17 protein-coding genes are annotated in these 21,682 nt (G+C 63.5%); 9 read left to right on the top strand and 8 right to left on the bottom strand.

The annotated features are described in order from the left end of the window. Positions 1-8 precede the first annotated feature (8 nt). The gene (locus PI93_RS03545) at positions 9-938 is read right to left on the bottom strand and encodes a LysR family transcriptional regulator (protein WP_039372442.1); all 930 of its coding nucleotides are present in this window, start codon (positions 936-938) and stop codon (positions 9-11) included. Positions 939-1,119: 181 nt separating this feature from the next. Here PI93_RS03545 and PI93_RS03540 point away from each other — a divergent pair, with 181 nt between their 5' ends. The 3 genes from PI93_RS03540 to PI93_RS03530 all read left to right on the top strand — a co-directional run bounded on the left by PI93_RS03540 (position 1,120) and on the right by PI93_RS03530 (position 5,144). Continuing rightward, entirely contained in the window at positions 1,120-2,454 is a 1,335-nt protein-coding gene (locus PI93_RS03540; RefSeq protein WP_052240798.1) for an MFS transporter, read from the top strand. A 159-nt stretch (positions 2,455-2,613) separates the two neighbouring features. After that, on the top strand, positions 2,614-3,672 hold the full coding sequence (locus PI93_RS03535; RefSeq protein ID WP_052240799.1) for a porin: 1,059 nt from the start codon (positions 2,614-2,616) through the stop codon (positions 3,670-3,672). 32 nt (positions 3,673-3,704) lie between these two features. Beyond that, positions 3,705-5,144 carry a M20 family metallopeptidase gene (locus PI93_RS03530; RefSeq protein ID WP_039372446.1) on the top strand — a complete coding sequence of 480 codons (1,440 nt, stop codon included), beginning with the start codon at positions 3,705-3,707 and terminating at the stop codon, positions 5,142-5,144. 129 nt (positions 5,145-5,273) lie between these two features. On the opposite strand, the gene PI93_RS03525 is transcribed toward PI93_RS03530, so the two are convergent. Continuing rightward, complete coding sequence (locus PI93_RS03525) at positions 5,274-6,380, bottom strand: NADH:flavin oxidoreductase/NADH oxidase (protein WP_039372448.1); 1,107 nt, start codon at positions 6,378-6,380, stop codon at positions 5,274-5,276. 167 nt (positions 6,381-6,547) lie between these two features. On the opposite strand from PI93_RS03525, the gene PI93_RS03520 reads away from it, so the two are divergent. Beyond that, on the top strand, positions 6,548-7,471 hold the full coding sequence (locus PI93_RS03520) for a LysR family transcriptional regulator (RefSeq protein ID WP_052240800.1): 924 nt from the start codon (positions 6,548-6,550) through the stop codon (positions 7,469-7,471). Positions 7,472-7,499: 28 nt separating this feature from the next. Here the strand turns inward: PI93_RS03520 and PI93_RS03515 are convergent, their stop codons facing one another. Then, entirely contained in the window at positions 7,500-8,648 is a 1,149-nt protein-coding gene (locus PI93_RS03515) for an ABC transporter substrate-binding protein (RefSeq protein WP_080759280.1), read from the bottom strand. 214 nt (positions 8,649-8,862) lie between these two features. On the opposite strand from PI93_RS03515, the gene PI93_RS03510 reads away from it, so the two are divergent. Further along, entirely contained in the window at positions 8,863-10,290 is a 1,428-nt protein-coding gene (locus tag PI93_RS03510; protein WP_080759281.1) for an LLM class flavin-dependent oxidoreductase, read from the top strand. Here PI93_RS03510 and PI93_RS03505 read toward each other — a convergent pair. Next, on the bottom strand, positions 10,257-11,366 hold the full coding sequence (locus PI93_RS03505) for a tartrate dehydrogenase (protein ID WP_039372451.1): 1,110 nt from the start codon (positions 11,364-11,366) through the stop codon (positions 10,257-10,259). The genes PI93_RS03510 and PI93_RS03505 overlap by 34 nt on opposite strands. A 95-nt stretch (positions 11,367-11,461) precedes the next feature. Here PI93_RS03505 and PI93_RS03500 point away from each other — a divergent pair, with 95 nt between their 5' ends. Beyond that, positions 11,462-12,403, top strand: coding sequence for a LysR family transcriptional regulator (locus tag PI93_RS03500; protein ID WP_039372453.1), 942 nt, complete (start codon positions 11,462-11,464; stop codon positions 12,401-12,403). Here the strand turns inward: PI93_RS03500 and bglX are convergent. Then, positions 12,397-14,727, bottom strand: a complete 2,331-nt coding sequence (bglX, locus tag PI93_RS03495) for a beta-glucosidase BglX (RefSeq protein WP_039372455.1) — start codon at positions 14,725-14,727, stop codon at positions 12,397-12,399. The two genes, PI93_RS03500 and bglX, sit on opposite strands and share 7 nt — an antisense overlap. Before the next feature lie 308 nt (positions 14,728-15,035). Here bglX and PI93_RS03490 point away from each other — a divergent pair, with 308 nt between their 5' ends. The 3 genes from PI93_RS03490 (at position 15,036) to PI93_RS03480 (ending at position 19,016) form a co-directional block, all read left to right on the top strand. After that, on the top strand, positions 15,036-16,610 hold the full coding sequence (locus PI93_RS03490) for a glucan biosynthesis protein G (RefSeq protein WP_407945354.1): 1,575 nt from the start codon (positions 15,036-15,038) through the stop codon (positions 16,608-16,610). 343 nt (positions 16,611-16,953) lie between these two features. Then, complete coding sequence (locus tag PI93_RS03485; RefSeq protein ID WP_039372459.1) at positions 16,954-18,333, top strand: MFS transporter; 1,380 nt, start codon at positions 16,954-16,956, stop codon at positions 18,331-18,333. A 257-nt stretch (positions 18,334-18,590) separates the two neighbouring features. Further along, positions 18,591-19,016, top strand: coding sequence for a hypothetical protein (locus PI93_RS03480; RefSeq protein ID WP_052240802.1), 426 nt, complete (start codon positions 18,591-18,593; stop codon positions 19,014-19,016). Between the two features lie 35 nt (positions 19,017-19,051). Here PI93_RS03480 and PI93_RS03475 read toward each other — a convergent pair whose 3' ends face one another. The 3 genes from PI93_RS03475 to PI93_RS03465 form a co-directional block, all read right to left on the bottom strand. Next, on the bottom strand, positions 19,052-19,555 hold the full coding sequence (locus PI93_RS03475; protein WP_080759282.1) for a MarR family winged helix-turn-helix transcriptional regulator: 504 nt from the start codon (positions 19,553-19,555) through the stop codon (positions 19,052-19,054). Positions 19,556-19,580: 25 nt separating this feature from the next. Continuing rightward, positions 19,581-20,564 carry an alpha/beta hydrolase family protein gene (locus PI93_RS03470; protein ID WP_236105722.1) on the bottom strand — a complete coding sequence of 328 codons (984 nt, stop codon included), beginning with the start codon at positions 20,562-20,564 and terminating at the stop codon, positions 19,581-19,583. A gap of 189 nt (positions 20,565-20,753) precedes the next feature. Beyond that, complete coding sequence (locus tag PI93_RS03465; protein ID WP_039372460.1) at positions 20,754-21,656, bottom strand: LysR family transcriptional regulator; 903 nt, start codon at positions 21,654-21,656, stop codon at positions 20,754-20,756. Between the last annotated feature and the right edge of the window lie 26 nt (positions 21,657-21,682).

Below are 21,682 nucleotides of genomic sequence, written 5' to 3'. Positions count from 1 at the left end.
CTGCGCGATCACAGCGCGGAGGACTTGCGCGAGCGTCGCGCGACCTGCTCGGCTTTGACCGCGTCTTCGATACAGCGAACGAAGTACTCGGCGGGCGCCGTGGGAATGGCGCTGTCCCGAAACAGCAGGAAAAGCTTTCGCGCAGGCGGTTGCTCGAGCAGATCCAGCGTTTTGAGTTCTTCGGCAGCGCCTTCCGTGCGCAGTGCCAGATGCGTCCACGAGGTCACGACATTGCTGTTGACGGCCAGACTGTAGAAGAGCGTTTGCGATGCACATCGCGTGACCCGTCGAGGGGGCGCGAGTCCCTGACGCGCAAACAACTCGCTCAGGAATGCCTGAAACTCGCTGGAGGGTGCGGTGTGCAGCCATTCGGCGTCTCGCAAATCGGCGAGTGACGTCGCGTTCGCCAACTGCCCGCGCCGGGACACCGCAAACCACATCGGAAACGTGGCCAGATGCACCGCGCGCACCGTGCCGAACTCTCGTGCGTCGACCCCCGAGCCCAACGCAAAATCGAGCGCCCCGCTCTTCAATTGCTCCACCAACTGCGACGCGCTGAACTCCGAAAACTCCAATGCAACGTCAGGCATTGTCTGCCGGAAGCGGTTATAGGCTTTGGGCAGCACAGTGATCGCCGAGAGCGGCGTGACGCCGATGGACACACGCCCCTGACGGGTATCGCGCAGACGCATCATTTCCGCTTCCGTGCGCTTCATCTCGTTCACGATCAATTCGGCGCGCTGGAGCAGGGCGCGGCCCTCCTGCGTGAGCGACACGCCAGACGAGCTTCGCACGATCAGCATCAGCCCCACCTCGGTTTCGAGGTCGCGCAACGCCCGCGTGACGGCCGGCTGCGTCACATGTAACGTGCGCGCCGCTTCGTGAATGCTGCCAGTGCCGGCAATGGCCACAAGCGCGCGCAACTGATGAAGTTTCATCGCAGAAAACCAGGGGTTATCACTGATAAATGGATGTTATCAGGATAAGAATTTATGCGTATCGGGATTATTACGGCTTGATTAAGATCGCCTCGAATCGTCGCATGCGCGCGAACGCCGGCTATCTCGCCGACACGCGCGAATGGACAGAACGATCCCCCATCGCATGGAGACATCCTGAATGACGCATGACGCTACCTCGCCCATCCACGGCGCACTTGCCAGCCCCATCGCCAGCGCGCCTGCCGACGCCTCGCGTACGGCACGACGCCGAACCATCGTCGCCACCTCTATCGGCAACGGGCTGGAGATGTTCGACTTCACCGTCTTCAGCTTCTTCGCAGCCATCATCGGCAAGAGCTTCTTTCCCATCGATTCGGGAGCGGGCCCGCTTTTGCTGGCCATGGCCACCTTTGGGGTGGGCTTCGTCATGCGACCACTCGGCGGCATTCTGATTGGCAACTATGCGGATCGTGCGGGGCGTCGCGCCGCGCTCACGCTCACCATTGCGCTGATGATGGTGGGTACCGCCCTGATTGCCCTCACACCGAGCTACGCCACCCTCGGTGTGGCCGCGCCGGTGCTGGTCGTGCTGGGACGACTGCTGCAGGGGTTATCGGCCGGCGGTGAAATCGGCGCTGCCACGACCTTCCTGATGGAGTCGGGGCCAATGTCGCGCCGCGGCTTCATGGTGAGTTGGCAGATGGTGAGCCAGGGGGCGGCAGCCCTGTGCGGCGCCATGTTCGGTGCACTGCTCTCCGCCACGCTCACGCCGGCCTCGCTCGAAAGCTGGGGCTGGCGCATTCCGTTTGTGCTCGGCCTGCTGGTTGGGCCGGTCGGCATGTATATCCGCCGCAATCTCGACGAGACATTCGAAGCCCCCGAGCGTGAGCAGAGCGCCTTTCGGGAAATCATGCAGTGTTATTTAGGCCGCATTTCGCTCGGCACGCTGATGCTCGTGGGCGGCACGAGCATGCTCTACATCATCGTTTTCTACATGCCCGCGTATGGCGTGCGCACCCTGCACCTGCCCGTGGCAACTTCATTTCTGGCGGGCTGCGCGTCGGGCGGGATCATGATGATCTCGTCGCTGATATCCGGTCTGTGGATTACCGACCGCATCTCGCGCCGCAAACCTGTGGTGATCGTCACGTCGCTAGCCACGCTGCTGTGCGTCTACCCCGCATTCAAATGGTTGACGACAGCGCCTTCCGTCCCGCTCATGATCGGCATCGTGACCCTCGTGATGGGGATTGCGACGCTCGGCACAGGATCATATTTCCTGTTGATCATGGAAGCGTTTCCGCGACGCGTGCGCGCAACGGCGCTGGCCATGATCTATAGCCTGGGCGTGACCATCTTCGGCGGCTTCGCTCAGTTCAACGTGACTTGGCTGCTACATCGCACGGGCGATGCCATGTCCCCTGCCTGGTACCTCCTCGCCTGCGGCATCGTCAGTCAGATCGCGTTGTGGTGTTTCCCCGAGCGTCCCGCAGATGCCACACCGAACCCCTGATCTCGCCACGAGGCCACCGGGTTAGCGCGCCAACGCACGCTCGCCTTCTCGCTCACGACGCCAAATAACAACGGGCCGCGCTCACAAGCGGCCGGGGACGACACGCGCCTGCGATTCGCACACGGCGCCTCCCCTTTCGATAAGAACATTCAGAGAGACATGACATCACGATATTCACTCACGCTGGCGCTCGCCTGCGCAAGTTTCGCCGCGAGCGCACCCGCGCACGCCACCGTGCAGATTTACGGTGCCCTCGACAGCTTCCTCATGTATTCGCGCAATAGCGGACAGCAGAACCTGCAACTGCTCTCGGGCGGTGCGTCGACATCGCGCTGGGGCTTCACCGGCACGGAAGATCTCGGCGGCGGCATGCGTGCGGCGTTTCGCCTCGAGAGCGGCTTCGACCTCATGAGCGGCCGCCCGCAAAGCAGTTCGGCGTTTTACAACCGCGAAGCGAACGTTTCGCTGTCGTCCACGGAGTGGGGAACCCTCAAGCTTGGCAAGCAATATCCAGCCATCGGTCCGGAAGGCATCGACCCCTTTTACTCGGTCGGACAACTCTCCCCCTATGCCACCAGCGCACTGGTGGTGTCCGACCTTGGCCCCGGCGCGGCATCGATCCAGGCGCGCGTGGACAACGCGGTGAGCTATGAAACGCCCGATCTGGCAGGGCTCTCGGCCACGGTGCTTTATGCGTCTCGTAATGTGGCCGGCGCCAGTCCCAACGCGAGCAATATCGGCACCGTCGTCAACTACGGGCACGGCCCGCTGATGCTCTCAGGTTCCTACAACGCGGTATGGGCTGCCACGAGCACCGTGCCCGGCGGGGCGCCCAACGGTCCACGTACCGATGCGTACATGCTCAGCGCCACCTACCAGTTCGGTGAAACGATGGGCTCGCTCAGCTACGTGCTCAATCGCCCCAACGGGCCGGGCACATTCAACGCCCAGGTGTACTCGCTCGGGCTGGTCTGGCAGCGCGGCCCGCACGTGGTTCGTTTCGGCGCCATCTATCGGAACGTCGCGGGCAAGTTCGATCACGCTCTGGGCGCCCTGCTCGGCTACGACTATCAATTCTCGAAGCTCACCGGCGTGTACGCCCGCGTGGGCGGCTTTCGCAACTATGGCCAATCGACCCTTTCGTTTGGTGCCGACCCGCTTGGCGTGCCCGGCATCAATCCCGTCGTCTTCGCACTCGGCTTCCGGCAGAAATTCTGACGGCGCCATGGCTCACTCTCCAGGAGGACATCATGTCTGAAATTGCAGCTCCGCACCCATCCCCCATCGACTACATCGAACGTCACAGCCCGCAGTTCACATCGTTGGCCGACAAGATATGGAATCTCGCCGAACTTCGCTATGAAGAATTTGCGTCGAGCGACCTCCATATCGAAGTGCTCGAAGCGGCAGGCTTTCGCGTCACACGGGGTGTAGCGGGCATTCCGACCGCCTTCGTTGCCGAAGCAGGTCAGGGTGGTCCGATCATTGGCATTCTCGGCGAATATGATGCCCTGTCCGGCCTGAGTCAGGAGGCAGACGCCCTGACATGCCAACCGTCGACGGAGATCGGCAACGGCAACGGTCACGGATGCGGTCACCATTTGCTCGGCACCGCCGCACACCTCGCGGCGGCCGCCGTGAAATCCCACCTCGAAGCCACGGGTCAGCCGGGCACGGTGCGCTTTTACGGTTGCCCCGCCGAGGAAGGTGGCTCAGGCAAGACGTTCATGGCGCGTGCCGGGCTGTTCGACGATCTCGACGCAGCGCTGTCGTGGCACCCCGCGGTTCACAACGGCGTGTTCTCCGGACAGTCGCTCGCGAACGTGCAAGCCTATTTCCGCTTCCACGGCAAAGCCTCGCACGCTGCCAGTTCGCCGCATCTCGGTCGCAGCGCACTTGATGCGGTGGAGTTGATGAACGTGGGCGTGAACTACATGCGCGAGCACATGCTGCCTGACGCACGCGTGCACTACGCCATTACCCAGACTGGCGGCACATCGCCGAATGTCGTGCAGGCAAACGCCGAAGTGCTCTACCTCGTGCGGGCCCCCCGCAACGATCAAGCCACCGACTTGTACGAGCGTGTCAAGAACATCGCACGCGGTGCCGCGCTCATGACCGAGTGCAAGATGGAAGTGGTCTTCGACAAGGCGTGCTCGAACCTTGTGCAGAACACCGTGCTCAACGAAGTGATGTATCGCAATCTGGAGGCCTTCGGCGCACCGCAGTACGATGCCACCGAAATCGCGTATGCGCGGCGCGTGCAGGACAGCTCGCTCACTCGCGAAGACATCGAAGGCGCAACTCGCACTCTGGGTCAGGCATGGCGTGACCCGAAGCCGCTGTTCGATCACGTCGCATTGTTCCAGGCGGGGCATGAGCCCACGCTGTACGGCTCGACCGACGTTGGCGATGTGAGCTGGATTACGCCAACGGCACAGTGCTTCACCGCATGCTATGCGTTCGGCACGCCGTTCCACTCATGGCAATTGGTCGCTCAGGGCAAGAGTTCGCTCGCTCACAAGGGCATGCTGCTTGCCGCCAAGACAATGGCGGCGTCGGCCATCGATCTGTTCCGCTCGCCCGACACGCTCGCCAAGGCAAAGGCCGAATTGCATGCCCGACGCCAGGGCAAGCCATACGTCTGCCCGATCCCCCCCGAGGTCGAACTGCCGTTCAAGCGAGCCTGACCGGCGCCGGATACCGCACCACCAGCGCAACATGCCAACGGCCCCGCGCGTCGTGAGACGGGCGGGGCCGTTGGCACATTCGAAACAGATCCTTTCACGCGCGGCGCAAACACCGCGCGATAAGGAAGCTCAGGCGGCGCGTTGCACCTGATAGCGCTCTAACCAGTGCGCATACGGCGCGGGCAGCACCCACGACGGACGCGCCACGTCGAGTTCGCGTGCCGCGTAGTACGGCCAGTGCGGATTGGCCAACAGCGCGCGACCGATCATCACCAGATCCATCTGGCCGTCGGCCACCACGCGGTTCGCTGCGTGCGGATCGTCAATACCCCACGACGAAGCCACAGCAATGCCGGCTTCTTTTTTGACGCGCTCGGCGATCGGCGCGAGGAACGCCGAGCCCCAGGGGATCTTCGCGGTGGGCGTCGAGAAACCAACGCTCACGTTCAGCAGATCGAGACCGCCTTCGCGCATCTGACGCGTAAGCGCGATCGATTCCGAAAGCGTCTCTTCATCGCGACCGTCGTATTCGATCACGCCGAAACGGGCCGTGAGCGGCAAATGGTCGGGCCACACTTCGCGAACCGCAGCGAGCGTCTCCAGCAGGAAACGGCTGCGACCGGCGAGATCGCCACCGTAGGCGTCGTCGCGATGGTTCGCGTGCACCGAGAAGAAGCTCTGCGCCAGATACCCGTGCGCAAAGTGCAATTCGAGCCACTCGAAACCAGCGGCCAACGCACGACGCGCCGCTGCCACGAAGTCGGCCTTCACACGCGCGATGTCATCGAGCGTCATCGCTTTCGGCACCTTGCCGAGATGCCCGCCGAACGGCACGGCGGACGGCGAGATCGTCGGCCAGCCGCGCGAATCGTCTTCACCGATGTGGTCGTCGCCTTCCCAGGGACGGTTGGCGCTCGCCTTGCGTCCCGCATGCGCGATCTGAATGCCGGGCACCGCGCCATACGACTTGATGGCCGAGGCAATGCGGGCCATGCCCAGCGCCTGCTCGTCGTTCCACAGACCGGTGCATCCCGGGGTGATTCGGCCTTCGGGCGAGACGGCGGTGGCCTCGACGATCACCAACCCGGCGCCACCACGCGCGAGACCCGCGTAGTGGGCGAGATGCCAATCGTTGGTGACACCGTCGACAGCGCTGTACTGGCACATCGGCGGAATGGCTACGCGATTGCGCAGCTTGACGCTTTTCAGCGCGAACGGGGAAAACAGGGCAGACATGAGGAATTCTCTAAGGAGTCAGGGAAAGCGGCGCTGACTGGCGGAGCGCTGGGCGCCCGGCAACGTTTGACAACGCCTCGACCGGTGATGGCCGACATGAGCCATCTTAGTCGCATGTCGCTATAATGAAAACCATCTGCACATTATCAAATCGATAACAGTTCATTATGGTCAATCCCCAGTGGCTCAAATCGTTCGCCACGCTCGCCGAGCTGGGTAACTTCACGCGCACGGCCGACCGGCTGGGCCTCACGCAGGCTGCCGTGAGTCAGCATGTGAAGCACTTGGAGGAGGCGTTCGGGCCGTTGCTCGTGCGACGTCCGCGCGCGGTGGAACTCACACCGGCCGGGCAGGCGTTGCTGACCTATTGTCTGGAAGTCGAATGTGCGGCCCGGCATCTGCGCTCGCGCCTGGACGATGCGAACGAAGAGTGCGGCGTCATCACGCTCATCACACCGGGCAGTATCGGGCTGTATCTGTGTCCGATCCTGCTCGACATGCAGAAGGCGCATCCGGCGATGGCCGTGCGTCACCGCTTCGCGCCCGATCGCGAGGTGCTCGAAGGCGTTTTGCAGAACCACTTCGAGCTGGGGCTGGTGACGCTGCGCCCGGAAGATCCCCGGCTCGCGGCCACGCCGTTCACGCAGGAGCCGCTGGAACTCGTGGTTCCGGCGGGCGACGATGTCTACACGTGGGAAGACCTGAAGCGCATCGGCTACATCGATCACCCCGATGGCGAGGCCATGTCGACGCGCTTGCTCAGCCGACGCTTTCCGGGCAATCCGGGCGTGCAGAGCTTGCCGTGCAAGGGGTGTACGAATCAGATCAGCCTGATTCTCGAATACGTGGCGCGCGGCCTGGGCTTCACCATCATTCCGCAGTACGCGCGACAGGCGTTTGCCAATCAGGATGCCATTCGCGTAGTCGACTGCGGCCCACCGGTAGTCGATACGCTGTGGCTGATTCATCGCGCCGAATGGCCGCTTTCGGCACGCGCACAGCGAGCCGTGGCGCTGCTGCGCGAGCGGGTCGACGCACCGCGTCCGCAAGCGTTTGGGGACCAACCGGCGTTGCAGCGAGCGAGCACCTGAGCTCGCCCTACCGGTTCCCCGTTCCCGCTTAGCGCGCGGCCTGCGTGAACTTGTTGAACGACGTATCGAAAAGTCCGCGCACGTCGAAGCCTTTGGTCAGGGTGCCGGTCTTGACGAAGTCGTCCACACTCTTTTGCGCCTCGGCGATGGCACTCTCTGTCAGCGGTTCATAGCGAATGCGCGACGTGCTGAACCACTGATGTGCCAGCTTGGGATCGACGCGCGACCTGGCGGCCCAGACATCGGCATAACGCTCAATATGCCGCGCGTCCGCCAGTGGCCACTCACGCGCACGCTGATAACGCTGAACGAAGTCACCCAGCAATTCGCGCTTGGTGTCGATGACTTTCTGCGTAGTGGACAGGTAACTCTGCGCCGCGATCAGGCCACGCGCCGTAATCACCGTGCGAGCGCCGGCCTCGCGCAAACGCGTGACATACGGCTCCCACGTCGCCGTCGCATCCACCTTCCCCGCCTGCAACGCCGCCGCCGAATCGACCGACGCGAGATACGAATACTTCACCGAGTCCAGTGGCAATCCGGCAGACGTCAGCGCTGCCTGCACCAGTTGCTGCGACCAGCCGCCGCGCGTGATCGCCACCGTCTTGCCCTTCAGGTCGGCGACCGTCTTGATCTGCGTATGAGGACCGGCGAGCAGCACGACGCTGTCGGGGCTATCCCGATAGATGCCGATGACTTTGACGGGTGCGCCCTGCGCGGCGAGGAACAATACCGGACCATCGCCTTGCAGACCGATATCTAGCGCGCCCGCGTTGACCGCCTCGATCACGGGCGTGCCCGCCGGGAACTGCTTCCACGCGACGGTGTAGGGAGCGTCCTGCAATGCGCCCGACGCCTCGAAGAGGCTTTGCGCGTTGTACGCCTGATCACCGACGACCAGCACCGGCTTGTCCGCCGCTTTGGTGCCGAACGGGAGAATCGCCGCGACACTCAGCGCAGCGGCGGCGGCGCGACGCAGGCGGGCACGCCACGTCGGCCAGCGCTCACGCACACGGCTGCGCAGATCGCGCCTGGCGGAACGCGTCAGCGAGGCTTGCAACATGGCGGCGCGCGAGGGCGCAGACACATAGAGGCCAAAGGCGATGGCGGAGGCCGCGATGAACGCATCGATCACCGGATTCACCACCGGTGCGGGAGAGGAAGCGGATGTCTTCATGTCGTAACGCCGCACCGGAGCGCAGCGGCAGAAGTAATCGGACGTGTCAGTCTAGGCAAGCCCGCACGCATCCCCAACCATCGATTGATGCGTTCCATAGCAAGTCTCGCCGCCGTTTGCTTATGCGGGTTTGCTTATCGGATTTCGTTGTTTGTCTCGGCTTGCCGCGCTCCCGTATCGTGATCGTCTACTGAAATCGAACGAGGGCCACACCATGAGCCAACCTGCCCGCAAGCTCCGGCTGGGCGCCTACATGTCGGGGTCCGGCGTGCAGGGCGATAGCTGGCGTCATCCCGACACGGACACCGACGCCGACACGCAGTTCGCGCGCTATCGGCATTACGCGCAGGAACTCGAACGCGGGTACTTCGACGCCCTGTTCTTCTTCGACAACCTTTTCATGTCGACCGACCCGGTGTCGCTCGCCCACAGCCCCGGTGCGCCGCGCTGGGACCCGGTCGTGCTGCTCGCCGGTCTGGCCGGGGCAACGAAGCATATCGGTCTGGTGGCATCGGTCAGCACCACGTACAGCGAGCCCTATAACGTGGCGCGCGCGTTCGCCTCGCTCGATCATCTCTCGGGCGGTCGGGCAGGCTGGAATCTGGTGACGTCCACCGGCGGGGGCGAGAACTTCAACCGCGACGATCATGTCGATCACGCGGTGCGATACGAGCGCGCCAACGAGTTCTACGACGTCGTGACCGGTCTCTGGGACAGCCATGCAGACGACGCCTTCCCTCGCGACAAAGCCACGGGGCAGTGGGCCGACCCGACACGCATTCGCAAGCTCGATCATCGCGGCAAGCACTTCCGCGTGCGGGGTCCGCTCAGCGCGCCACGCCCCGTGCAAGGATGGCCGGTGATAGCGCAGGCGGGATCGAGCGAGGCCGGCCGCGAACTGGCCGCGCGGGCGGGCGAATTGCTCTACACCGCCGCGCAAGACATCGACGATGCGCGCGCGTTCTACACCGATGTGAAAACGCGGGCGCTGAAATACGGCCGCCGTCCCGAGCACATTGTCATTCTGCCTGGCGTGTCGCCCATCGTAGGCCGCACGCAAAGCGAAGCCGAGGACCTCTACGACTCGCTGCTGGCGCATCGCGACCCCGCCGTCGTGCTGCATTCGCTGACGAGCTATGCGAGTCTGGGCATCGACCTTGGCAGCCTGCCGCTCGACGCAAAGGTGCCGCTGCCCGAGCATGTGCCAGAGACCAACTCTCACAAGAGCCGTCAAAAGTTGCTGGTGGACTGGATTCGACGCGAACAGCCAACGGTACGTGAGCTTTACACGCGCTTTACCGGCGGGGGGCATCGCGTGCTGGTCGGCACGCCGGCATCGATTGCCGACGACTTCCAGCATTGGTTCGAGACGGGCGCGGCCGATGGCTTCAACATCATGTTCCCGAGCGCGCCCGTGGGCATTACGTCATTCGTGGATCTGGTCGTGCCGGAGTTGCAGCGGCGCGGCCTTTTCCGCACGCGTTACGAGGGGCGCACCTTCCGCGAGAATCTTGGCGTGCCGGCCGTTCCCAACCGGCACTTCCCGTCGCGCGATGCATCGACATCGTCGCCGTCAGCCACTCACGCGGCCGACGGTACGTCAACATCTCAACCGGCGCAAACGACGGCAGCAATCGCCTGACCCACTTCCGTCGTATTCGCGCGACCGCCCATGTCGCCGGTGCGCGGACCGTGCTTGATGACATCGGTGATGGCCGCGAGAATCGCGTCGTGCGCTTCACGCGCCCGGCCCTGACCGCCGCCTACGTGATCGAGCATCATCGCGGCCGTCCAGATCATGCCGATCGGGTTGGCGATGTTCTTGCCCGCAATGTCCGGTGCCGAGCCGTGCACCGGTTCGAACAGCGACGGAAACTTGCCTTCCGGATTCAGATTGCCCGACGGCGCAATCCCGATGGTGCCCGTACAGGCCGGGCCCAGATCCGACAGAATGTCGCCGAACAGATTCGAGGCGACCACCACGTCGAAACGATCCGGATTGAGCACGAAACGCGCGCACAGAATATCGATGTGCTGCTTGTCCCACGTAATGTCCGGATACTTCGCGGCTGTCTCGGCAGCGCGCTTGTCCCACCACGGCATCGAAATCGAGATGCCGTTGCTCTTCGTGGCCACCGTCACGTGTTTGCGCTCACGCTGCTGTGCGAGATCGAAGGCGAACTTCAGCACGCGTTCCGTGCCGTGACGCGTGAAGACCGACTCCTGCACCACGAACTCACGCTCCGTACCCTCGAACATCACGCCACCGACCGACGAGTACTCGCCTTCGGTGTTCTCGCGCACGATCATGAAATCGATATCGCCCGCCTGACGCCCTGCCAGCGGTGACGGCACGCCGTCGAACAAGCGCGCCGGACGCAGGTTGATGTACTGGTCGAATTCACGACGGAACTTGAGCAGCGATCCCCACAACGAAATGTGATCGGGCACGGTCTCGGGCCAACCCACCGCGCCGAAGAGAATGGCGTCGACGCCGTCGAGCTGCTGCTTCCAGTCGTCCGGCATCATCTGGCCGTGCTCGACGTAGTAGTCGCAGCTCGCCCATTCGATGTGCTGGTACTCGACGGGAATGCCGAAGCGCTGGCAGGCGGCGTCGAGCACGCGCAGGCCCTCGGGCATCACCTCCTTGCCGATACCATCCCCCGGGATCACGGCGATCTTGAACGGACGCTGGGGGCGTTGGGACGTGTCGGTCATGGTCTCTCTCTCCTGATGTTTGGACGATGGCGTTAGGTTATTCCATTCCAACACGGATAAAATCCCCCAATCGGTTAATCCACTATCTACGAATCGTGAATAAACCCCTGCCCGTCAATCCGAATCTCGACGATCTGCGCGTGTTCTGTCAGGTGGCTCGCCGCGCCAGCTTCTCGGCGGCCGCCGAAGCGCTGGGCGTCTCGCCCGCCTATGTGAGCAAACGCGTGGGGATGCTCGAAGCCGATCTCGGTACGCGCCTGCTGCACCGCTCGACGCGGCGTGTGGCCATTACGGACGCGGGCGAACGGGTCTATGCCTGGGCCGAGAAGATTCTCGACGACGTCAATCACCTGATGGAAGACGTGTCGAGCACGCGGCAGGTGCCACGCGGCACCTTGCGGGTGTCGAGCAGCTTCGGCTTCGGACGCCATGTCGTCGCGCCCGCCATGTCGCGTTTGCGCGCGCTGCACCCTCAGCTCAACGTGCGGCTGGACCTGTTCGACCGGATCGTCGACGTGGCGGCCGAGGGCTACGACCTCGATGTGCGCATCGGCGACGACATCGCGCCACATCTGATTGCCCGCAAGCTCGCCGACAATCACCGCGTGCTGTGCGCGTCGCGCGCTTATCTCGACGCACATGGCACGCCGCGCCAGTTAAGCGATCTGGCCGGGCATGCATGCATCGTCATCAAGGAGCGCGACCACCCGTTCGGCATGTGGCGACTGCAACAGCGCGGTGAGGCCGTGTCGCTCAAGGTGACAGGACCGCTCTCCACCAATCACGGCGAAGTGGCCGTGCAATGGGCACTCGACGGACAGGGAATCGTGCTGCGTTCGATGTGGGATGTAGGGGCACTCATCGCGCGAGGCGATCTGGTGCAGGTGCTGCCCGACGTCACGCAACCGGCCAATGTCTGGGCGGTCTACCCGTCTCGCGTGGCGTCGTCAGCCAAGGTGCGCGCCTGCGTGGAATTTCTCGCGGGAGAATTCCAGACGCAGGCGTCGTGGGACTCGATGAGTGACCGAAATTACTGAAGCGTGAAGGTCGCCTGCTCGACGTGCTGCGAATCGAGTCCGATCTGCACGTTGAAGTCGCCGGGTTCCGCCACGTATTGCAGCTTCGCGTTGTAGAACTTCAGCAGGCTTTCGTCGATGGCAAAGTGCACGGTGCGCGACTCGCCCGGCTTGAGGTTGACCTTCTCGAAGCTCTTCAGCTCCTTGACGGGACGCACGATGGACGCCGCGACATCCTGCAGATAAAGCTGCACTACTGTCTGCCCTTCGCGCTTGCCGGTATTGCGCACGGTCACGCTCGCATCGAGCTTGCCGCCGCGCGCGAGCGTCTTGTCCGAGAGCTTCACCTTCGACACGTCGAACGTGGTGTAGCTCAGGCCGTAGCCGAAGGCATACAACGGGCCGGAGTCTTCCTCGAAGTACTGCGACGTGTAATTCGCAGGCTTGCCCGGCGTGAACGGCCGGCCGATGCGCAACTGGTTGTAGTACGTCGGAATCTGACCGATCGAGCGCGGGAACGAGATCGGCAGCTTGCCCGACGGGTTCTCGTCGCCGAACAACACATCGGCAATGGCGTGGCCACCCTCGGTGCCCGCGTACCACGTCTCGAGCATGGCGTCTGCGTTGGCTTGCGGCCAGTTCAGATCGAGCGGCCGTCCATTCATCAACACCACGACGAGCGGCTTGCCGGTGGCTTTGAGCGCCTGCAACAGCGCCAGTTGGCTACCCGGCAGCGACAGGCTCGTGCGGCTCGACGCCTCATGCGACATGCCGCGCGATTCGCCCACCGCCACGATCAGCGTGTCGGCGCTGCGCGCGACTTGCACGGCTTCGTCGATCATCTGCTGCGGCGTGCGCTTGTCCTGCACGACTTCCGGATTGTCCCAGTCGAGGAAGTTCAGGTATTCGACCACGCGCGGGTCGTCGGTGATGTTCGCGCCACGCGCATGGATCACCTGGCCCTGCGTGCCGAGGGCATCGCGCACCCCTTGCAGCAGCGTGACGGCCTGCGTCGCCTTGCCGGCCGCAGACCAGCTACCCATGACGTCGATATTCGCGTCGGCAAGCGGCCCGATCACAGCGACCTTGCCGGCCTTGCGCAACGGCAGCGTGTCGTGCCGGTTCTCCAGCAGAACGAGTGACTTGCGCGCCGCGTCGCGCGCCGCATCGCGATGCAGACGGCTTTCGGCATTCACATCCTTCGGGTCTTGCGCGGCATGACCAATGCGGCGATACGGATCGGCGAACAAACCCATGTCGTATTTCGCGCCGAGCACTTCGCGCACAGCACTGTCGATGATGCGCACCGGCACATCGCCGGACTTCACGAGGTCAGGCAATTGCTTGAGGTACTGCACGTCGGCCATGCTCATGTCGACGCCCGCCTCGATGGCCAGCTTCGCTGCCTCCCGGCCATCCTTCGCCACGCCGTGGCGCATCAGTTCCTCGATGGCACCGTGGTCGCTCACGGTCACGCCCTTGAAACCCCATTCGTCGCGCAACAAGTCGCGCAGCAACCACTTGTTCGACGTGGCCGGCGTGCCGTTGATGGAGTTCAGCGCAATCATCACGCCACCGGCCCCAGCGTCGATACCGGCGCGATACGGTGGCAGGTAGTCCTGGTACATGCGCATCGGGCTCATGTCGACGATGTTGTAATCGCGTCCGCCTTCGACGGCGCCGTACAGCGCGAAATGCTTCACGAAGGCCATCAGGCTGTCGGGGTTCGCGGGCGATGTGCCCTGAAATCCCTGCACGCTGGCGCGCGCACTCTGCGAGACCAGATAGGGGTCTTCGCCGAAGCCTTCCGACGTGCGCCCCCAACGCGGATCACGCGAAATATCGACCATCGGCGCAAACGTCGCATCCAGCCCGTCGGCACTCGCCTCGATGGCGGCCACACGCGCCGCCTGCTTCACCACCGACATATCCCAGCTCGACGCCAGCCCGAGGCTGATCGGGAACACGGTACGATGGCCGTGCACAATGTCGTAGGCGAAGAAGATGGGAATCTTCAGGCGGCTTTGCTTGACCGCGGCATCCTGCAACGGGCGGTTATCTTCACGGGTGACCGAATTGAATGTGCCGCCCACGCGACCGGCTGCAATTTCCTGAATGAGCTTGGGCTGCGGCATCTCCGCGCCGATGCTGATCAGACGCAACTGACCGATCTTCTCGTCGAGCGTCATGCGCGCGATGAGATCGTCGATAAATGCCTGTTTGGCGGACGGGGACGGCATGGCGACCGGGGCGTTGCCCGGCTCGTTGGCGTTCGAACCGGAAGGCGCGGCGGCAAAGGCCGGCGCCACGACGAGGCTGGCGGCGAGAGCCAGTGCGGAGAACATTCTCATGTGATAGCGATCCAATGTGGCGCGGCGGTGGGAAACCGGCAGGGCGGCCTGCGGCGTCACCCCCGTCGTATCAACTGGAGTTACCCGGTCCGGGGACTGCGTCCGGACGCGTAACGGCGAAGTGGGCGAAGTGGGCGAAGTGCGATACTTTGCCACAATTGGTATCTTCAAAGCGATTTCGCCCCATTTTCGCGCCGATCCTTGGCGCGGTGAGACGCTCGCGAGACCCGCACAGAACGCGTATGAGATTTGCAAGCTCCCCCCAACTTCTGGAGAGATTCGTGGTTTTGTTTTCCCCCGCCATGTCCTGGCATCGACGTGCACGTTCGTTCTTGCCCGCACTCATGGCAGGTGCCGCCCTGCTGGGTGCTGCGCATGCCCATGCCTTCTCCCTCGACGACGTGACCGCCCGCGCGAAGGCGCTCGCCGACAAGCCCTATGCCGCCCCGGTGAGCAATCTCACGCCGGCCTTCGCGAATATGCCGTTCGGTGACTACATCAAGATTCAGCCGCGGCGCGAGACCTTCGAGTGGAACGATCAGGCCACGCCGTTCCGGCTCGGTTTCTATCATCAGGGCATGCAGTTCAGCACGCCGGTGAAGATCAACGAGATCGTCGGCAATGGCAGTAACGCGAAGATCGACGAGATCAGATACGACACCAACCGCTTCGATTTCGGCGACCTCAAACTCGACCGCAGCGCCACGCATAACCTCGGCTATGCCGGCTTTCGCGTGCTGTACCCGATCAACGAACCCGGCAAGCTCGACGAGGTGATGAGCGTGCTCGGCGCCAGTTACTTCCGCGTGATCGGCAAAGGTCAGATTTACGGGCTGTCCGCGCGGGGTCTGGCCATCGATACGGGTCTGCCGATCGCCGAAGAATTCCCCGCTTTCCGCGAGTTCTGGATCGAACGCCCCAACCCGGGCGAGAAACATCTCGTCTTCTACGCGCTACTCGACTCGAAGCGCGCCACCGGAGCGTATCGTTTCGATCTGGCGCCGGGTGAAGATTCCGTGCTGAAGGTGCAGGCCCGGGTATTCATGCGCGGGCCGGTGACCAAGCTCGGCATCGCGCCGCTCACGAGCATGTTCCTGTTCGGACCGAATCAGCAACGCGATCCGTACAACTTCCGCCCCGCATTGCACGACTCGAACGGTCTGGCGATTCACGCGGGCAATGGCGAATGGATCTGGCGGCCGCTGAACAATCCGCGCAATCTCGCCATCAGCCAGTTTCAGGTCACCAATCCGCGCGGATTCGGTCTGCTTCAGCGTGGCCGCGATTTCGCCCAGTACGAAGACCTCAAGGATCGCTACGATCTGCGCCCGAGCGCCTGGATCGAACCGCAGGGGGATTGGGGCAAGGGCCATATCGAACTGGTGGAGATTCCGTCGCCGGACGAGACCAACGACAACATCGGGGCGTTCTGGACACCTGACCAGTTGCCCCCCAAAGGGCAACCGCTCCAGGCCGACTACTCGATTCGCTGGACGATGAACGAGCGCGGCATCATCGATCGCCATCTGGCCTGGGTGAAGCAGACGCTTCGTACCGCCGGCGAAATCACGCAGGCCAACCTGATTCGTCATTTCGACGGCAGCACCGGTCTGATCGTGGACTTCGACGGCGGCCCGCTCGCCTCGCTGCCCGCCGGTTCGGTCACGCCGCAGGTCAGCGTGAGCGATAACGCCACCCTCATCGAGCAGACGCTGCAACCGAATCCGGTCACGCGCGGCATGCGTCTGAATCTGCGTGTCATGGTCAAGGACCCGGCCAAGGTCGTGGAACTGCGCGCTGCCCTGGTGTCCGGCGGCAAGGCCGTGAGCGAAACCTGGAGCTATCAGCTCCCGCCGTTCTCGGTTGCCAAGCAATAAGTTGCATCCTGCCTCAACGTGCGGCGGCACATTCGCCGTCGCACCCCTCCCCCCCTAACATCACGGCGCACCGCAATTAAACAGGCACTTACGTGCCCTGTTTTCTCATGTAAAACCCTGAAACGACCAAATTGCCCTTGCAGTTGGCGACCAATTCGCGTTTACTGCATGCACAATATTGCATAAATAGCCACCCTTCGCTGTTCATCGAGGTGGTTTGCGTCATTGGCGACGGCCATCGGCCGCGTTAGTGAGGCTCGGCCTGGTGCCGCTTGCGTCGGTCAAGACATCCCCAAGACTCTCCGCGTTTCGACGGAGGGCGGATTCGTTATGGAGACACCGCATGCGACACATCGACGTACACCATCTGGCCGACGAAGCGCGCTTCAACGGCTATCACGGGCGCATTCTGATCTGGTGCGCGCTCATCATCATCTTCGACGGCTACGACCTCGCGGTCGCCGGCATTGCGCTGCCGTCGATCATGAAGGCCATGAATGTCGACGCCACCAGCGCCGGCTTCATGGTCAGCGCGGCGCTCTTCGGCATGATGTTCGGCGCAATCGTGATGGGCATGGTGGCCGACAGCATCGGCCGACGCAAAGCCATCGCCATTTGCGTGCTGATGTTCTCGCTGTTCACTGCGGCGGCCGGACTTACGCACGAGCCGATCAGTTTTTCCGTCACGCGCTTTTTCGCGGGTGTCGGGATCGGTGGCGTAATGCCGATCGTCGTCGCACAGATGACCGAATACTCACCCCGTAAACTGCGCGGCACGCTCGTCACCCTCATGTTCTCGGGCTATTCGGTGGGCGGCATGCTCGCCGCACTGCTGGGCAAGGGATTGATCGAATCCTACGGATGGCAGTCGGTCTTCCTCGCCGCAGGCCTGCCTGCGTTGCTCGTGCCCTTCGCAATGAAAGGATTGCCGGAGTCGATGCCGTTCCTCATCCGGACCGGTCGTCTCAACGCACTCCAGCAAGTACTCTCCCGTCTCACACCGGACTACGTCGCGCAGCCGGGCGATCAGTTCGCGCTGCCTGCCACGGATCGCAAACAGGCCGCGCCGCTGTCGCGTCTGTTTCAGGACGGCCGCGGGTTCAGCACGGTCATGCTGTGGGTGGCGTTCTTCATGTGTCTGTTCATGGTGTATGCGCTCAGCTCGTGGCTCGCGAAGCTCATGGCCAGCGCCGGCTACAGTCTCGGCTCGGCGCTCACGTTCGTGCTGGTGCTGAACTTCGGCGCGATGCTCGGCGCCATCGGCGGCGGCTGGCTCGCCGACCGCTTCAACATCAAGTACGTGCTCGTCGGCATGTATGCGCTCGCCGCCGTGTCGATCACATTGCTCGGCGTGAAAGTGCCCACGCCGGTACTGTTCGTGCTCGTCGGACTGGCCGGTGCATCGACCATCGGCACGCAGATCGTGACCTACGCGTATGCCGGGCAGTTCTATCCGATGGCAGCACGCGGCACCGGTATCGGCTGGGCCTCGGGGGTGGGACGCAGCGGCGCCATTCTTGCGCCTATCGTGATCGGTGTGCTGGTGAGCATGTCGCTGCCGTTGCAGCAAAACTTTATGGCGATCGCGATTCCCGCCGTCATCGCCGTGGTTGCCGTGTTGTTGATCGACCACAAGAAATCGGCCTCGGTGCAGCAGCAAGCCGCCGCGCAATCGCGTGGTCATGCGTCGGGACTCGCGAACGGCGCGGGAGAACCGGCGTAATCTCGCGCGTCAAGGCGCGCGCGGGCGTGAAAGTCTGACCTCATGGCACGGCGGCGCACACAGGTGTCGCCGTGCGAAAATGCGCGCCGCAGCGGTCATGGGAATGACGGCGGCTTTCGGTGACGCGATGCGTCGGTGCAGGGGCAAACCATCAATGGCCCGTCGCACGTGCGGCACATGAAAAATCATTCAACCCGAGCACCTCAGGTGCCGATATCCAGATATCCGTCCCAACGGACGATCTGGGGAAGATCAACATGCCGCGTCTCGTTTTGCTGAGTGCTTTCGCACTGGCCGTTGCCCACACTTCGGCCTTCGCTGCCACCCCTGACGACGCTACCGTCGTCCAGCTTTCCACCCGACAGTCCATCGCCGGTGATGCCGTCTTCGGCGGCGCACAGGCGGCCACGCTCGGCGCCGACGCCCTGCGCGACGCGCACGGCAGTTTCGGTGTGAACGTTGCCGCCGGCGCCCTCAACGTGCAGTCGAACCAGCTCGTGCTGGCGAGCGCGTCGCACGTCACGGTCGACACCCGTCAAACGATTCGCAATGCCGCCATCGTCACCGGCGCGATGCATGCATCGCTCGGCGACCGGGCGCTGATGGGTGCGTCGGGCAATATCGGCGTGAATGTGGCCGCTGGCGTCGCCAACGCACAAGCCAACGCGCTGGCGATTCATTGACGGATTAGCGGGGCCTTCAGGCTGTCCCGGCCAGATTACGTCTCGGCCGGGAACCGGTGCTGTAGATTACCGAGCCAACGCGCCACGACATTGAGTTCGGCTTCGGTGAAGTCGTCGTGCAGCAGCGCATTGAGATCCTCGAGGATCTCGCGGGCGCGGGCAATCGCCTTGTGACCCGCCGCGGTGATCTTCAAGCGCGTGGCGCGTCCGTCCTCGGCGTCGGCCCAGCGGGTGAGCAGACCCGCGGTGACCATGCGGTTCGCCAGTCCCGTCATCGACGACGGCGACAGTTGCAGCGCAGCGCCCACTTCCCCCACGAGCGCATCTTCGTGATGCAGCAGATAGAACAGCACGCCGGCCTGGGCAGCGCTCACACTCGCACTATCGCCTGCGCGGGCATCGATCCACCGCTGGACCCGTCGCTGGCCGACGTTGAGCAGAAAGTACAGACGGCGGTCGACCGCCTCACCCTTGCCCGGCTTCCTGTCAGCCGCAGCGTTGGCAGCGATCGTAGCGGTGGGCGATTGGCGTCTTGGCATTCAGTCTGATGGAATCGAAGTGATGTCATGGAGGCGACGGCGCGGCTGGGGATGACCGTGTCGCCGACGGGATCGGCGCGCCCAGCCACGCGACGCGCATCGCGTCATGATCGCCCGATCGTGTCGAGACGTTCATCGCCTGCGCGGCGCCCGCCGACAACAACCAGTCGATGGTTTCCGGCCACAGAAACGCACCGGCGCGTTGGCGGAAGTATCCCATATGCCCGATCGATCCGGCTTCCGAACGAATCGCGGATATCTCCCGACGCGTGACCGGGGCGTTACGTAAGCGGGACACCAGGATGTCGAGGCCCATCGGCGTGGCCCAGGGATCGTCGTCGAAACCCAGCGACAGGATCGGCGTGCGCACCCGTGCGAAGCGCGCATCGGCGTCGAGCGTCGGGTCGTCGAAGAAGTAGTTCGGCAAGCGGGTCCATCCACTCCACTCAAGCAGCACCCCCGCGGGCAAGTCTTCGCCGATGCCCAGTTGGCTGCCCGGCATATACCCGACAAGACGCACGAGCACCGGCGCCAGCCAGTGCATCAGCAGCGTGACGCGCGTGCGTTCGCGCCGGTTGCTCACCACACGCATGGTCCCGGCGTGTGAGGCCACCTGCACTGCCGCGACCAGTCGATTCGAGCTTTCGCACAACCCAATGGCATGCCCGCCGAAACTGTGTCCGACCGCATAGACCGGCAGCGACGGATAACTCGTGAACGCCCAACGGGTCACGCCTTCAGCGTCCAGATCGGCCCAGTCGCGCATGCTGGCCCGGAATCCCCGCAGCGTCGACGGACGAGATCCGTCGATCCCGCGGTAGCTGTAAGTGACAGCGATCAGACCGCGCTGCGTCACGTAGTCTGCGAAGGCGAAATACAGGCGCTCCGGCACGGCGGTCGCCGGATGGATCAGCACAACACCCCGCGCCGGCAATGTGTCCGGATACCAGACGTGCGCACCCAGCGGGTAAGCGTCAATGGCGGGAATTTCGACGGCAAGCGATGGCATGACACAACTCCCCGGCGCTCGCAGGCTCCGGGGGGATCGCGCAGCGTCTGTCAGTGGAAGGGACAGCTTCGAAATGTATTTCGCACACGAAGTATATTCGAAAATTTACTTCGCATACGAAATAAATTAGAGGGGAATTACAGGAAGCGGAACACGGCAAGCCGCATCAGCGCTGCCCGAACAGGCACGCTATGCAAACTCCTTGCGAAGCGCCAGCGCCAGCTCGACGAATAGCGCCACGCGCGAATTGCCATCGCCGTACCGGTGCCCGATGTGCAGGGTCGTGGTCGTGTCGGCGTCTGCGAAGCGTCGAAAGACGACACCGGGCAGCGAGATCGCTTCAAGCGACGCGGGCACCACGGTAACGCCCAACCCTGTTGCCGTCAGGCCAATAAGCGTGGAGGCCTGCTGCGCTTCCTGAACGATATTCGGCGTGAACCCACGCTTGGCGCACAGCGCCTGAATCTGCGTGAACATCACCACGCCTGCGGAACGGGGATAGGCGATGAACGCCTCGTCGCGTAGATCGGCGATCCTGACCTTCGCCAGTTTTGCCAGCCGATGCTTCGTGTGCATGGCGACCACCAGCGGCTCGACGATCAAGGGCGTCAATGCCAGCGTTGCCCGCGCTGGCTGCTGGTCGTCGAGGCGAAGCAACGCGACGTCGATGTCGCGCGCCTCCAGCGCATCGAGCTGCTGCGACGACGCCAACTCGCGCAACTGCACCTGCACCTTGGGCCGCTGTGTGCGGTAGTCGTGGATCAGCTTCGGGAAAATCGGCGAAAGCGATGCGGCATTCGTGAATCCGACGCGCAGCCGTCCCACTTCGCCGCTGACCGTCTGCCATACCGATTCGCGCGCGCTCTCGATGCGCGCCAGAATCGCCGGCGCCTGTTCATAGAGCGCAATGCCCGCCTCGGTGAGCGCGACCGATCGTCTGGTGCGATGAAACAGTCGCGCGCCCAACGACTCTTCCAACGCCTGAATCGCCAGACTCAGCGGCGCCTGCGTCACGCCAATGCGCTCCGCACTACGTCGGAAATGCAGCTCCTCGGCCAACACCACGAAATATTCGAGGTGACGAATGTTCATCGCCATTCCTTGATTTGTTTTCTAAA

Origin of the sequence: Pandoraea fibrosis (assembly GCF_000807775.2) — a bacterium.
GTDB classification, from domain to species: domain Bacteria; phylum Pseudomonadota; class Gammaproteobacteria; order Burkholderiales; family Burkholderiaceae; genus Pandoraea; species Pandoraea fibrosis.
This window is presented reverse-complemented; position numbering and strand designations above follow the sequence as displayed.